Genomic DNA, 13,094 nt, shown 5'->3' with positions numbered 1-13,094 from the left:
GCGAAAGCCGCCGGGTGCGGATGCGGCCCGGCGGCTTCGACTTCGCTGTGGTGTCGAGTGCCGGGGTCAGCCGGTTACTCGTACGGCGAGGGCGTCGCCGATCTCGCTGGTGCTCCGGGCCGGCCTGCCGACACGCTCGGCGAGGTCGGAGGCGACGGCCTCCTCGATCCGGGCGGCCTCGGCGTCGTGGCCGAGGTGGCGCAGCAGCAGGGCGACCGACAGGACCGTGGCGGTCGGGTCGGCCTTGCCCTGGCCGGCGATGTCCGGGGCCGAGCCGTGGACCGGCTCGAACATGGACGGGAACTCGCCGGAGGGGTTGATGTTGCCGGAGGCGGCCACGCCGATGCCGCCGGAGACGGCCGCGGCGAGGTCGGTGACGATGTCGCCGAAGAGGTTGTCGGTGACGATGACGTCGAACCGCTCGGGCTGGGTGACCAGGTAGATGGTCGCCGCGTCGACGTGCATGTACTCGGTGGTGACCTCGGGGAACTCCTCGGCCACCTTGTTGAAGATGTTCGTCCACAGGTGACCGGCGAAGGTCAGCACGTTGTTCTTGTGGATCAGCGCCAGCTTCTTGCGGGGGCGGGCCTGGGCGCGGGCGAACGCGTCACGGACGACCCGCTCGACACCGAACGCGGTGTTCACGGACACCTCGGTGGCGACCTCGTGCTCGGTGCCCTTGCGGATGGTGCCGCCGTTGCCGGTGTACGGGCCCTCGGTGCCCTCACGGACGACGACGAAGTCGATCTCCGGCTGGCCGGCGAGCGGGGTGGCGACGCCGGGGAGGAGCTTGGAGGGACGCAGGTTGACGTGGTGGTCGAAGGCGAAGCGGAGCTTGAGCAGGAAGCCGCGCTCCAGGACGCCGGACGGCACCGACGGGTCGCCGATCGCGCCGAGCAGGATCGCGTCGTGCTGCTTGAGGGCGTCGAGGTCGGCGTCGGTGAGGGTCTCACCGGTGGCGTGGTAGCGCCGGGCGCCGAAGTCGTAGTCCTTGGTCTCCAGCTTCACGTCCTCGGGGAGGACGGCGGAGAGGACCTTCAGACCTTCGGCCACTACCTCCTGGCCGATGCCGTCACCGGGGATCACTGCGAGATCGATGCTGCGAGACATGCGGGCACCCTACTCTTCGTCCCATTCAATGACATACAGTGTCCGCCATCTGGACATTCGAACGTGGGTCGGAGGATGCTCCGGCAGGCTGAAATCCATCTCGTCGGACCACGTTCACCCGTATGTAGCAGCAGTGTCGCGAGCCGCTGGGAACTTCATCGACATGGCCGCATTTTCCAGGGGGACATCCTCCGAACCCGCCGTACCCGACTTCGGCATTCCCGAGCCGCTCGCGAGCCGGATGACCATGGCGGAGCAGCACGAGTACCTGCGCGCGAAGATGACCCGGCGCCGCACGCTGGTGACCGCGGGCGCGGTCGCGAGCGGACTGCTCACCGGCTGCTCGGCCGCCGACGCGGCCGACCGCCCGGCCGGCACGGCGACCCCGACCGCCCCGGCCTCCGCCACCTCGGCGGCTCCCGGCGCCGCGGTGACGCCGTTCGGCCGGCATCTCTCCTTCGGCGCGGACCCGCGCACCCAGATGCGCGTCTCCTGGCAGGTGCCGGCCGCGGTGCGGGCGCCGTACGTCCGGCTCGGCGCGCGCCCCGACGCGCTCGGCCAGCGGATCGACGCCGAGCTGCGCCCCCTGCACACCCCGGGCGTGGAGGGCGTACGGCCGGAGGTCGAGCAGTACTACCTGCACGCGGCGCTGGACGACCTGCTGCCGGGCACGACCTACTACTACGGCGTCGGGCACGAGGGCCTCGACCCGGCCGACGCCGCGCTGCGCGCCTCGGTCGCGTCGTTCCGTACGGCACCCGCGCTGCCCGAGTCCTTCGTCTTCACCGCGTTCGGCGACCAGGGCGTGGGCGACGGGGCGGCGGCCATCGACCAGCAGCTGCTGCGCGAGAAGCCGGCCTTCCATCTGCACGCGGGCGACATCTGCTACGCGAACGCCAACGGCCGGGGCACCACGGCGGACGGCTACGACGCCGCGTTCTGGGACCAGTTCTTCCGGCAGAACGAGCCGGTCGCGCAGGGCGTTCCCTGGATGGTGACGACCGGCAACCACGACATGGAGGCCTGGTACTCCCCCGACGGCTACGGCGGCCAGCTCGCCCGCTTCTCGCTGCCGGACAGCGGCTTCGACCCGCGGCAGGCGCCGGGCGTCTACTCCTTCGTCTACGGCAACGTCGGGGTGGTCGCCCTGGACGCCAACGACGTGTCGTACGAGATCCCGGCGAACCTCGGCTACAGCGAGGGCCGGCAGACGGCCTGGCTGGAGCGCACGCTGCGCGCGCTGCGAGCGGCGGAGGAGGTCGACTTCGTGGTCGTCTACTTCCACCACTGCGCCTACTCCACGTCGGCGCACGCCTCCGACGGCGGGGTGCGCGCGGCCTGGCTGCCGCTGTTCGCGCGGCATCAGGTGGACCTGGTGATCAACGGGCACAACCACGTCTACGAGCGCACCGACGCCATCAAGGACGGCGCGGTCGGCCGGCGTGTGCCGGTCGGCGGCTCCACCGACCCGTCGCGGGACGGCACGGTGTACGTCACCGCCGGCGGAGGCGGCCGCGATCCGTACGGCTTCCCGGTGGGGGCGAAGGACAGCTACGAGGGGCAGGTGAACGACGCCGAGTCCCTGGAGACCTTCCACTGGACGCGGTCGAGGCAGCCCAGCTCGGAGACGGTGGAGTGGTCCCGGGTGCGCTTCCGGGGCTTCTCCTACCTCTCGGTGGAGGCGGAGGGCGGCACGGCCCCGCGGCTGACGGTGTCGGCCCGCACCCACACGGGGCAGCGGATCGACCACTTCGAGGTGCGCCGCGGACGCTGAGGCCCGGGGCGCGGGCGCCGGGACGCGAGGCGCGGACGCCTGAGCCCGGGGCGCGGGCGCCGAGACAGCGAGGTGCGGCACGGACGCCGGGACCCGTCCCGTGGGTCACGGACGTCCGCGCCGCTCCTCCTGCGGGTGCGGCTCCCGGAGTCGGGGACGCGCCCGGCACGGCGGCCGGGCGCGCAAAGGCTCGGTGGCCGGCGGCTCAGTGGCCGGTCGAGCCGCCGTTGTCGCGGCGGTCGAGGGCGCGCTGGAGGGCGGCGGCGGCCTGCTTGCGGTCGGCCTCGCTCGGACGGGAGACGTGACGGACTCGGCGGCGGACGGTCGTCTCGACCATGGGAAATCGACTCCTTCGGACATACCGGAGTGCACGGGGGCGGGTTTCGAGACGCCGGAGAGGGCGGGGAGCACTGGCCGCAGGGGTTGCCTGCACGGGGCCCGGCTCACGACCGCCATTCGCTTGATCGAGCGAGTCGTTCGGCTCCTACAAAGCTAAGGGAGGAGCTCGCTTCTGTCTCCACAATTACTCGGACTTCCTACTATCTGAGACGGCGACCTCGGTCACCTGCGCTTTCACCTCTCCCGGATGCCCGGCGCGGGGTTGCCGGACGGCGACGCGGAGGCCGCGGCGGAAGGCGCCCCGTCAGAGCACATCTCCCTCGCGCCAGTCGAAGAGCAGTACGGCGTCGGGGTCGGCCGCGGCGACGGGTACGGGCCAGACGTAGGTGGAGCCCTCCTCGTCGCGCAGCCGGAGCGGGCCGTCGGGGCTCAGCGCGTGGGCCCGGCCGGACCAGGCCCGCCAGCCCCGGCTCTCGTACAGCAGGGCGCCCTCGTCGCTCGCGGACAGGGCGCCCAGGTCGTAGGCGCGGGTGATGACGCCCTCCAGCGCGTCCATGACCCGGCCGCCGAGACCGGTGCGGCGCACGTCCCGCCGTACCGCGACACCCTCGACGTACCCGGTCCGCAGCCAGCGCCTGCCGAGCCGGACGCGGCGCATGACCACCGCGCCGTGCGCGGCGAGCCCGTGCTCGTCGTGCACCAGGGCGTGCATGCCGCCGAGCGTGTGCTCCCAGTCCTCGTCGCCGAGATCGCCCTCGAAGGCGTCGTACAACATGCCGCGCACGGCGAGGAGTTCGGCGGGGGTCAGATCGCTGGTGTGTGCGGTGCGCAGGGTCACCGCGTCAGTATCGGCCGGGCCCCGGCCCCGCGCCCGTGAATATCAGGCGTGCCGCATCCAGACGTTGGGCTCGTGGTACACCCCGCTGTCGGCGTTCCGGTCGACGCGCAGGAGGCTCAGTCCGCCGGGGATGACGTACTCGCCGGAGATCGGCAGCCTCAGGCCGGTCCACTTCTCCCACTCGGCGACCGTGCCGGTCATCGTCTGCGACGCGGGCGCGGCGGCGAGGATCTCGGCGCCGAGGCGTTCATGGGTGCGGATCCAGGGGTCGAGGTGGGTGCCGTCGTCGCGGCGCCGGTCCATGAACCTCTCGATCGGCGTGATCGCGTACTGCTCCTTCGCGGTCGGGCGCACGGGCGCGAGGACCCGGGTGAGCCCGGCCCCCTCCGCGGCCCGGCGCAGTGCCAGGAGCGCCTCCCCGCCGAGCCCCCGCCCCTTGAGCAAGGGGGTGACGACGGCCCCGCAGATCACGAACGTGTCGGGTTCCAGGCCCTGTTCACGCCCCTCGACGGCCCGCGCGAGGGCGTCGGTGTAGCCGCCGGGCAGGTCGCCGACCGTGCCGTCCCAGCGCAGTGGCACGCCCCAGCCGCCCGCGACGGGGACGTCCCGCTCGTCGACGAGCAGCAGATCGAACTCCGCGAAGTACTCCCTGACCCGGCCTATGTACCGCTTCACCGTCCGGTCCGCGGTGATGAACTCCGGGAATCCCTCGCCGAACAGCTCCGCGAGCTGCTCCTCCGCCCAGGTACGCGCGTCGGCGCGTTCGCTTGTCAGTCTCACGCCACCGTTCCTAGCACACTCGATCTTCGCCCTAACCGTTATAAGCCTCTTGACCGGTTAGGTGAAGGTGGGTCAGGATGCCGTCATGACCACTCACCGGGTTCACCATCGCTCCACGACCGTCCGCGGGCACGAGATCCACTACCGCGAGGCGGGGCCCGAGGACGCGCCCGTGCTTCTGCTGCTGCACGGCTTCCCCAGCAGCTCGCACATGTTCCGCGACCTGATCCCGCTGCTCGCCGACCGCTACCGGGTGATCGCCCCGGACCACCTCGGCTTCGGCCGCTCGGCGACGCCGTCCGCAGCGGAGTTCGGCTACACCTTCGACGAACTCGCCGCGGTCACGGACGAGTTCACCGAGCAGCTGGGCCTGAAGCGGTACGCGCTGTACATCCAGGACTACGGCGCCCCGATCGGCCTGCGTCTCGCCCTGGCCCACCCCGACCGGGTCACCGCGATCGTCACGCAGAACGGCAACGCCTACGAGGACGGTCTCGGCGCCGAGGCCTGGGCGCCGGTACTGGCGCTGATCGCCGAGCGGACCCCGCGGACCGAAGCGGCCGTGCGGGAGATCTACACCCTCGACGGCGTCAGGTGGCAGTACCTGCACGGCGTCCCGGAGGACCAGCACGACCTGGTCAGCCCGGACGCCTACGAGCGGGACGCCGCCGAGGTGGCCCGCCCCGGCCAGGCCGAGATACAGCTCGACCTGATCTCCGACTACGGCTCCAACTTCGCCCTGTACCCGGCCTTCCACGCGTACTTCCGCGAGACCCAGGTGCCGCTGCTCGCGGTCTGGGGCGGCCACGACCAGATCTTCGTCCCGGCCGGCGCCCTCGCCTTCCAGCGGGACCTGCCGAAGGCCGAGATCCATCTGCTCCCGACCGGCCACTTCGCCCTGGAGACGCACGCGGCACAGATCGCCGGCCTGATGCGTGACTTCCTCGGCCGGAACGTGGAGGGGTGAGGGCGCCGGCCCGGCCCCCGGCCGCGGCCCTGCGGGGAATCCCCCACACGGCTGATCCTCCGCGCGGTGCCCGACATGCGGCTGCCGCGAGGGGAACAGGTGACCTCATGAACGACACGGACAAGGTGTTTCTCGAAGGCGGCCCGGACGACCTCCCCGAGCGGATCGTCCCGGTACCGACCCCAGGCCCCGATGTGAAGATCGAGCTCCGCAACGGCTACGAGCACTTCCGCCCGACCTCGCGCACGGCGGACACCCCCGCGGGCAGCCTCCCCGTCTACGAGTGGTGGGAGCGCACGGAAATGCCCGGCTGAGGGGTGTTGTCAGTGGCCGCCCCTATCGTGATCGCATGGGCTACCACCTGCATCTGATCGCCGTCCCCGAGGCGGAACCGTACGAGGACGGCGTCCGGCTCGAAGCGCTCTTCCGCGCGTCCTGGGACAGCGACGAGGAGTCCCCGGACGACATCGAGATGGTGATCGAGAAGGCCTTCTTCGCGCTGGACCATCTCGTCTGCGGCGCCGAGAAGCACGACACCGGGCCCTGGCTGCCCGCCTCGCTGCTCATATTCGGCGGGCGGCCCGTGGACCACCCGGAGGACCCGGACGCGTATGTGCTGCTCACACCCGACGAGGTGCGTACGGCGGCGGAGTTCGCGCGGACCACGGACTTCGCGCGGCTGTGGGCCGCGAGCGGGCCCGCGCTGGCCGCGTCCTGGGCGTGGCCGGAGGAGAAGGTCGCGGAGATGCTCTCCGAGTACTACACGGATCTGCGCGACACCTATGTCAGGGCTGCCCGGGAGGGGCTGGCCATGGCCAAGCACTTCTCCTTCTGACGGCCCCGCCGGGACGGCGGGCGGCGCCGCGTCGGCCCGGTGCGTGACGGCCCGGTCCCGGGTATGACACCGCCCCCGGTCCGGAGGGGGATCCGGAGCGGGGGCGGAGTTCATGGTGCCGCGCGCGGGGCGCGGCGGGCGGGGTGTCAGCCCATGTGCGGGTAGGTGTAGTCGGTCGGCGCGACCAGCGTCTCCTTGATGGCGCGGGTCAGCGTCCAGCGCATCAGGTTCTGCGGGGCACCGGCCTTGTCGTTGGTGCCGGAGGCACGGCCGCCGCCGAAGGGCTGCTGACCGACGACGGCGCCGGTCGACTTGTCGTTGATGTAGAAGTTGCCCGCGGCGTAGCGCAGCTTCTCCATCGTGTACGCGGCCGCCGCGCGGTCGCCGGAGATGACCGAGCCGGTGAGGGCGTAGTCGGACGCGGACTCCATCTGGGTCAGCATCTCGTCGTACTGGTCGTCCTCGTAGACGTGCACGGCGAGGATCGGGCCGAAGTACTCGGTCGTGAAGACCTCGTTCTCCGGGTCGGTGCACTCGATGACGGTCGGGCGGACGAAGTAGCCGACCGAGTCGTCGTAGGAGCCGCCCGCGACGATCGTGCAGGTCGGGTCCTGCTTCGCGCGGTCGATCGCGGCCTTGTTCTTGGCGAAGGAGCGGTCGTCGATGACGGCGCCGATGAAGTTCGACAGGTCGGTGACGTCACCCATGGTGAGGTAGTCGACCTCGGCGGCGAACTCCTCCTTGAAGCCGGAGTTCCAGATCGACGCCGGGATGTACGCACGCGAGGACGCGCTGCACTTCTGGCCCTGGTACTCGAAGGAGCCACGGGTGAGGGCCGTCTTCAGGACCGCGCGGTCGGCCGAGGGGTGGGCGACGACGAAGTCCTTGCCGCCGGTCTCGCCGACCAGACGCGGGTAGGAGCGGTACTTCTCGATGTTCTGGCCGACCGTCTTCCACAGGTACTGGAAGGTCTTGGTCGAGCCGGTGAAGTGGATGCCCGCGAGGTCGCGGTGCTCAAGGGCGACCTTGGAGACCTCGATGCCGTCGCCGGTGACGAGGTTGATGACGCCCTTGGGCAGGCCCGCCTCCTCCAGCAGCCGCATCAGCAGCACGGCGGCGTGGGTCTGGGTCGGGGACGGCTTCCAGACGACCACGTTGCCCATCAGGGCCGGGGCGGTCGGCAGGTTGCCCGCGATGGCCGTGAAGTTGAACGGCGTGATCGCGTAGACGAAGCCCTCCAGCGGGCGGTGGTCCAGCCGGTTCCACACGCCCGGGGAGTTGGCCGGGGGCTGCTCGGCCAGGATCTGGCGGGCGTATGCCACGTTGAAGCGCCAGAAGTCGACGAGCTCGCACGGGGTGTCGATCTCGGCCTGCTGGGCGGTCTTGGACTGGCCGAGCATGGTGGAGGCGGCCAGCGTCTCGCGCCAGGGGCCGGCCAGCAGCTCGGCGGCGCGCAGGATGATCGCCGCGCGGTCGTCGAAGGCCATCGCGCGCCAGGCCGGGGCGGCGGCGAGGGCAGCGTCGATGGCGTCCTGCGCGTCCGCCTGCGTGGCGTTGCGGTAGGTGCCGAGGACGGCCTTGTGGTTGTGCGGCTGCACGACCTGGAAGAGCTCGCCGCCGCCCATCCGCTGCTCGCCGCCGATGGTCATCGGCAGGTCGATCGGGTTCTCGGCCAGCTCCTTGAGCTTGACCTCCAGGCGGGCGCGCTCGGGAGAGCCGGGGGCGTAGCCGTGCACCGGCTCGTTGACGGGGGTGGGGACCTGGGTCACAGCGTCCATGAGATCCGTAACTCCTTGTACGTGAGCGGGTGGTGGGCTCAGCCCTTGCTGACCATGGAGCGCAAGAAGAACCGCAGGTTCGCGGGCTTCTCGGCGAGGCGGCGCATGAAGTAGCCGTACCAGTCGGTGCCGTAGGCGGTGTAGACGCGCATGCGGTGGCCCTCCGCGGCCAGCCGCAGGTGCTCGTCGCTGCGGATGCCGTAGAGCATCTGGAACTCGTACTCGTCGAGCTTGCGTCCGGCCTTGCGGGCGAGTTCCTGGCCGATGGAGATCAGGCGCGGGTCGTGGGACCCGATCATCGGGTAGCCCTCGCCGTCCATCAGGGTCTTCAGGATGCGGACGTACGCCTTGTCGATCTCCTGCTTGCTCTGGTACGCGACCTCGGCGGGCTCCTTGTAGGCGCCCTTGACGATGCGCACGCGGCTGCCGTTGCCGGCGAGCCTGCGGGCGTCGGCCTCGGTGCGGAAGAGGTAGGCCTGGATGACGCAGCCGGTCTGCGGGTAGTCCTTCCGCAGCTCCTCGTGGATGGCGAACATCGAGTCGAGGGTGGTGTGGTCCTCGGCGTCCAGGGTGACCGTGGTGCCGATCGCGGCGGCGGCCTCGACGACCGGGCGGACGTTGGCGAGGGCCAGTTCGTGGCCGCCCTCCAGCGCCTGGCCGAACATGGACAGCTTCACGGACATCTCGACGCGCTCACCGAGGTCGAGGCCCTTCAGGCGCTCGATCAGCTCCAGGTAGGCGTCCCGGGCGGCGGTGGCCTGCTCCGGGGTGGTGATGTCCTCGCCGACGACGTCCATGGTCAGCTCCAGGCCCTTGGCCGTGAGCTCCGAGACGATCGGGACGATGTCGGCCACGGTCTCGCCGGGGATGAACCGGTCGACGACCTGCTTGGTGACCGGGGCCGCCGAGATCAGGCGTCGCATCCGGTCGCTGCGCGACGCGGCGAGAATCACGGGACCCAGCACGGGGCACCTCCACAGAACAGCTGAAACGGGCCGCATCCCTACGAGTCGGGTACGGCACGGAGAACCACCGTGAAACCTAAGGATCTCTCCGATCGTCGGCCATCGACAGCTGTCACGCATCCCTGCCACAGATCTCAGACAGATGTATGAAGAGACCTCGGACGTGAGGCAGAATGCCTGGGTGACGCCGGAATTCAAGGGTGACTACCAGGAGCTCGTCGACGAGATCTCCGAGCTCCTCGGCGCGCCCGCGACGCTGGAGAACCGGGACTTCGAACTGATCGCCTTCGGGACCTACGACAGCGAGGACGCCCTCGATCCGTCGGCCCTGGACCCGGTCCGCACCCGGTCGATCCTGACCCGGCGCTCCACGGCGGCGGTGCGGGAGTGGTTCGAGGGCTTCGGCATCACACGGGCGACCGGCCCGGTGCGCATCCCGCCGACGCCGGAGGCGGGCGTCTACCGGGGGCGGATCTGCCTCCCGGTGCGCCACCGGTCCGTGGTGCTCGGCTATGTCTGGCTGCTGGACGACGACCCGGGACCCACGGACGCCCAGCTGGCGGCCGCCATGCAGGTGACCGCCCGGATCGGCGCGCTGCTCGCGGACGAGGCGCAGCACGGGGCGGATCTGACACGGGAGTTCCGGGCGGTGCTCACCGCGGAGCGGGGCTGGCAGCAGGACATGGCGGTGGCCGCGCTGCGCACGGCGCTGGGGCCGCGGGGCGAGGGGCCGCACGCGGTGCTCTGTGTCGCGCCCTGGCCGTCGGCCGACCCGGACGACGCGCCGTCGGCGCGCACGGTGCCGCACGCGACGGCCCTGTGCACCCTCCCGTGGGGCACCGCGGAGCACTGTCTGACCGTCCTGGTCCGGCTGCGCTCGGCGGACGTGCACGTCCCGGCGCAGGCGGCGGCGCAGCGGCTGCTGCCGGAGGGGGCCCGTACGGCGGCCGGGATCGGTGAGCCCCGCGCGGACCTGTCGGGCCTGGCCGCGTCCTGGCAGGAGGCCTCGGCGGCGGCCCGGGCGGTGCTGGCGGAACCGCGCCTGGGCCCGGTGGCCGAGTGGGCCGGCATCGGGCCGTACCGGCTGCTGACGGCGCTGCCCGCGGAGGCCGGCCGGGACGCCTCGGTGGCCCCGCTCCTCTCCCCCGCCCAGCGGGAGCTGGCCCGCACGGCGGAGACCTATCTGGACAACGCCGGCCAGGCCGCCCGCACGGCCGCCGCCCTCGGCATCCACCGGCAGACCCTGTACTACCGGCTCTCCCGGGTGGAGGCGCTCACGGGCCTGGACCTCGACGACGGGGAGGACCGGCTGCTGCTGCACATGACCCTGAAGGCGGCGCGGCTTTGAGCCCGGCCGGGCTCCCTCAGGCTCCTTCGAAGCCGGCGAGCACCTGGCGCAGCCCGCGGGTGAGCTGGGCCGCCTCGGGCGCGGTCTCCGGGTCGAAGGTCCACTGCATCAACAGGCCCATCATCAGGGTCAGATAGAAGTAGCCCGTCGAGTCCACGGCCTCCTCCGTGACCTCCTCCTCGGGCACGCCGCTGAACAGGGCCACTATGCCGCGCGCGGCCTCCCGCTGGGCGCGGGCCAAGTGGCCGCGCAGTTCGGGCAGTTGGTCGCCCATGGCGACGATCTCCACGCTGAGCCGCCACAGCGAGCCGGACTCGCGCATGGTGCCGATGATGTTCGTCCACACCTCCTGGAAGCGCTCCGGCGAGCCCGGCGCGCCCCGGACCTCGGTCACGCCGCCTTCAAAGGCGGTCGACATTCCCTCGACGAGCTCGACGTAGGCCTGGGCGAGGAGGGCATCCTTGGAGCCGTAGTGGTAGCCGATCGAGGCCAGATTGGTGCCCGACTCCTTGACGATGTCGCGCGCTGTGGTCCGCGCGAACCCCTTCTCCAGCAGGCAGCGCTTGGCGCCCTCGAGCAGATCCTCACGGTGTCCCATGGGCGTCACCCTACCGCCGGATCCATACAGCCGTCCCATACAGATGACTTACACAATCGTTCTAGACAACCGTTTAAGACGGCTGTACGTTTCTGGGCATGACGAATCCGACGAGCACCACCGCCTCCCCGAACTCCCGGGCCGGGCGCCGCGAATGGACCGCCCTCGCCGTGCTGATGCTGCCGCTGCTGCTGGTCTCGATGGATGTCTCGGTGCTCTACTTCGCGATCCCCTCGATCAGCGCGGACCTCGCACCCACCGCCATCCAGCAGCTGTGGATCTTCGACATCTACGGCTTCGTGCTGGCGGGCCTGCTGATGACGATGGGCTCGCTCGGCGACCGGATCGGGCGCCGCCGGCTGCTGCTGACGGGCGCGGTCGCCTTCGGCGCCGCCTCACTGGTCGCCGCCTACGCGAACAGCGCCGAGACCCTGATCGCGGCCCGCGCGGTGCTCGGCATCGCCGGCGCGACCCTGATGCCGTCGACCATGGCCCTGGTGCGCACGATGTTCACCGACCCGGGGCAGCGCGCCAAGGCCATCGGCGTGTGGTCCGGCGTGATGACGGGCGGCATCGCGCTCGGCTCGGTGATGAGCGGACTGCTGGTCGAGTACTTCTGGTGGGGTTCGGTCTTCCTGGTCAACCTGCCCGCGATGGCCCTGCTCCTGGTCCTCGGCCCGATGCTGCTGCCGGAGTCCAGGGACCCCTCCCCCGGCCGCTTCGACTGGCTGAGCGTCCCGCTGTCGATGGCCGCGCTGCTGCCCGTGATCTACGGCCTGAAGCTGTTCGCGGGCGTCGGCTGGAACACCCGCTCCGTCGTGTGCGTCACTGCCGGCCTGCTCTTCGCCGCCCTCTTCGTCCAGCGCCAGCGCACCGCCGCCTCGCCGATGATCGACCCGGCGCTGCTGCGCGGCCGCGGCTTCACGCCGGCCGTCGTGCTGAACCTGATCGCCGCGCTGGCCATCATGGGCTCGGCGTACTTCACCACGCAGTACCTCCAGTCGGTGCTCGGCAAGAGCGCGCTGGAGGCGGCGCTGTGGGGCCTGCTGCCCTCGGTGCCGATCGGAGCGGCGGCGCCGATCGCCGCCCTGCTGGTGCAGAAGGGCGTCAACCGCGCCTATGTCGTGGGCTCCGGCTTCGCCGTCACCGGCTGCGGCTTCGGACTGCTGACGCTGGCCGGGACCGACTCGCTGGCGCTGCTGCTGACCGCCTGCGCGGTGCTCGCCGCCGGCTGTGTCGTGGTGATGTCCCTGATCACGGATCTGGCCCTGAGCGCCGCCCCGATGGAGAAGGCCGGCTCCGCCTCCTCCCTGCTGGAGACGGGCGCGGAGTTCGGTGGCGCGCTGGGCATGGCGGTCCTCGGCTCCATCGGCGCGGCCGTCTACCGCCACGAGATCCCGGCCTCGGCGCCGGAGACCGCGCGGGAGACGCTGGGCGGGGCACTGACCGTCGCCGACGACTTCCCCGGCCTGGCCACGGCCGCCCGGGAGGCGTTCACCAGCGGCATGAACGCGGCGGCGGTCGGCGGGGCCGTGCTGGTGGCCGGGGCGGCCGTGCTGGCGACGGTGACCCTGCGGCGGGTGACCGTGCGGGAGACCCCGGCCGAGGAGCGGGAGCCGGCCGCCGTCTGAGGCGGGTCCGGAGAGGACCCGCGACGCGAAACGCCGGCCGGGCCGGGACCCGTGCGGGTCCCGGCCCGGGATTGGGCCGCCCAAGGGGGGGGAGGGGGGGACTGATGGGCCAACCGGCCCGAGGGTCATCC

13 protein-coding genes are annotated in these 13,094 nt (G+C 71.5%); 6 read left to right on the top strand and 7 right to left on the bottom strand.

The features are described 5' to 3' along the window. Nucleotides 1-66 precede the first annotated feature (66 nt). Nucleotides 67-1,110, bottom strand: coding sequence for a 3-isopropylmalate dehydrogenase (locus ACZ6SQ_RS31300; RefSeq protein ID WP_469568057.1), 1,044 nt, complete (start codon nt 1,108-1,110; stop codon nt 67-69). Between the two features lie 163 nt (nt 1,111-1,273). Here ACZ6SQ_RS31300 and ACZ6SQ_RS31295 point away from each other — a divergent pair, with 163 nt between their 5' ends. Further along, nucleotides 1,274-2,884, top strand: a complete 1,611-nt coding sequence (locus tag ACZ6SQ_RS31295; protein WP_469568054.1) for a purple acid phosphatase family protein — start codon at nt 1,274-1,276, stop codon at nt 2,882-2,884. Between the two features lie 205 nt (nt 2,885-3,089). Here ACZ6SQ_RS31295 and ACZ6SQ_RS31290 read toward each other — a convergent pair whose 3' ends face one another. The 3 genes from ACZ6SQ_RS31290 to ACZ6SQ_RS31280 all read right to left on the bottom strand — a co-directional run bounded on the left by ACZ6SQ_RS31290 (nt 3,090) and on the right by ACZ6SQ_RS31280 (nt 4,841). After that, the gene (locus tag ACZ6SQ_RS31290; protein ID WP_469568050.1) at nt 3,090-3,221 is read right to left on the bottom strand and encodes a hypothetical protein; all 132 of its coding nucleotides are present in this window, start codon (nt 3,219-3,221) and stop codon (nt 3,090-3,092) included. A gap of 306 nt (nt 3,222-3,527) precedes the next feature. Then, nucleotides 3,528-4,061, bottom strand: a complete 534-nt coding sequence (locus ACZ6SQ_RS31285) for a GNAT family N-acetyltransferase (protein ID WP_469568048.1) — start codon at nt 4,059-4,061, stop codon at nt 3,528-3,530. Nucleotides 4,062-4,103: 42 nt separating this feature from the next. Beyond that, a complete protein-coding gene (locus ACZ6SQ_RS31280; protein ID WP_469568046.1) occupies nt 4,104-4,841 on the bottom strand; it encodes a hypothetical protein in 738 nt (245 codons plus the stop codon). Between the two features lie 85 nt (nt 4,842-4,926). Between ACZ6SQ_RS31280 and ACZ6SQ_RS31275 the strand changes: the two genes are divergently transcribed. The 3 genes from ACZ6SQ_RS31275 (at nt 4,927) to ACZ6SQ_RS31265 (ending at nt 6,643) form a co-directional block, all read left to right on the top strand. Beyond that, entirely contained in the window at nt 4,927-5,808 is an 882-nt protein-coding gene (locus ACZ6SQ_RS31275; RefSeq protein ID WP_469568044.1) for an alpha/beta fold hydrolase, read from the top strand. A 107-nt stretch (nt 5,809-5,915) separates the two neighbouring features. Beyond that, on the top strand, nt 5,916-6,122 hold the full coding sequence (locus ACZ6SQ_RS31270) for a DUF5988 family protein (protein ID WP_469568041.1): 207 nt from the start codon (nt 5,916-5,918) through the stop codon (nt 6,120-6,122). Nucleotides 6,123-6,157: 35 nt separating this feature from the next. Beyond that, nucleotides 6,158-6,643, top strand: a complete 486-nt coding sequence (locus ACZ6SQ_RS31265; protein ID WP_469568039.1) for a DUF1877 family protein — start codon at nt 6,158-6,160, stop codon at nt 6,641-6,643. A 146-nt stretch (nt 6,644-6,789) separates the two neighbouring features. Here the strand turns inward: ACZ6SQ_RS31265 and pruA are convergent, their stop codons facing one another. Continuing rightward, the gene (pruA, locus tag ACZ6SQ_RS31260) at nt 6,790-8,421 is read right to left on the bottom strand and encodes an L-glutamate gamma-semialdehyde dehydrogenase (RefSeq protein ID WP_469568036.1); all 1,632 of its coding nucleotides are present in this window, start codon (nt 8,419-8,421) and stop codon (nt 6,790-6,792) included. Nucleotides 8,422-8,459: 38 nt separating this feature from the next. Continuing rightward, nucleotides 8,460-9,386 carry a proline dehydrogenase family protein gene (locus ACZ6SQ_RS31255; protein WP_469568034.1) on the bottom strand — a complete coding sequence of 309 codons (927 nt, stop codon included), beginning with the start codon at nt 9,384-9,386 and terminating at the stop codon, nt 8,460-8,462. A 142-nt stretch (nt 9,387-9,528) separates the two neighbouring features. Between ACZ6SQ_RS31255 and ACZ6SQ_RS31250 the strand changes: the two genes are divergently transcribed. After that, on the top strand, nt 9,529-10,734 hold the full coding sequence (locus ACZ6SQ_RS31250; RefSeq protein WP_469568031.1) for a PucR family transcriptional regulator: 1,206 nt from the start codon (nt 9,529-9,531) through the stop codon (nt 10,732-10,734). 16 nt (nt 10,735-10,750) lie between these two features. Here the strand turns inward: ACZ6SQ_RS31250 and ACZ6SQ_RS31245 are convergent, their stop codons facing one another. Next, nucleotides 10,751-11,332 carry a TetR/AcrR family transcriptional regulator gene (locus ACZ6SQ_RS31245; RefSeq protein WP_386386531.1) on the bottom strand — a complete coding sequence of 194 codons (582 nt, stop codon included), beginning with the start codon at nt 11,330-11,332 and terminating at the stop codon, nt 10,751-10,753. A gap of 98 nt (nt 11,333-11,430) precedes the next feature. Here ACZ6SQ_RS31245 and ACZ6SQ_RS31240 point away from each other — a divergent pair, with 98 nt between their 5' ends. Next, on the top strand, nt 11,431-12,963 hold the full coding sequence (locus tag ACZ6SQ_RS31240) for an MFS transporter (protein ID WP_469568028.1): 1,533 nt from the start codon (nt 11,431-11,433) through the stop codon (nt 12,961-12,963). Nucleotides 12,964-13,094 lie beyond the last annotated feature (131 nt).

The sequence above is a fragment of the Streptomyces sp. NPDC048600 genome (assembly GCF_055587025.1).
This window is presented reverse-complemented; position numbering and strand designations above follow the sequence as displayed.

Bases quoted from the DNA above. Each gene is read 5' to 3' on its own strand.
- ACZ6SQ_RS31300 (WP_469568057.1), bottom strand. From the start codon at position 1,110: ATGTCTCGCAGCATCGATCTCGCAGTGATCCCCGGTGACGGCATCGGC.
- ACZ6SQ_RS31295 (WP_469568054.1), top strand. From the start codon at position 1,274: ATGGCCGCATTTTCCAGGGGGACATCCTCCGAACCCGCCGTACCCGAC.
- ACZ6SQ_RS31290 (WP_469568050.1), bottom strand. From the start codon at position 3,221: ATGGTCGAGACGACCGTCCGCCGCCGAGTCCGTCACGTCTCCCGTCCG.
- ACZ6SQ_RS31275 (WP_469568044.1), top strand. From the start codon at position 4,927: ATGACCACTCACCGGGTTCACCATCGCTCCACGACCGTCCGCGGGCAC.
- ACZ6SQ_RS31270 (WP_469568041.1), top strand. From the start codon at position 5,916: ATGAACGACACGGACAAGGTGTTTCTCGAAGGCGGCCCGGACGACCTC.
- ACZ6SQ_RS31265 (WP_469568039.1), top strand. From the start codon at position 6,158: ATGGGCTACCACCTGCATCTGATCGCCGTCCCCGAGGCGGAACCGTAC.
- pruA (WP_469568036.1), bottom strand. From the start codon at position 8,421: ATGGACGCTGTGACCCAGGTCCCCACCCCCGTCAACGAGCCGGTGCAC.
- ACZ6SQ_RS31250 (WP_469568031.1), top strand. From the start codon at position 9,529: ATGTATGAAGAGACCTCGGACGTGAGGCAGAATGCCTGGGTGACGCCG.
- ACZ6SQ_RS31245 (WP_386386531.1), bottom strand. From the start codon at position 11,332: ATGGGACACCGTGAGGATCTGCTCGAGGGCGCCAAGCGCTGCCTGCTG.
- ACZ6SQ_RS31240 (WP_469568028.1), top strand. From the start codon at position 11,431: ATGACGAATCCGACGAGCACCACCGCCTCCCCGAACTCCCGGGCCGGG.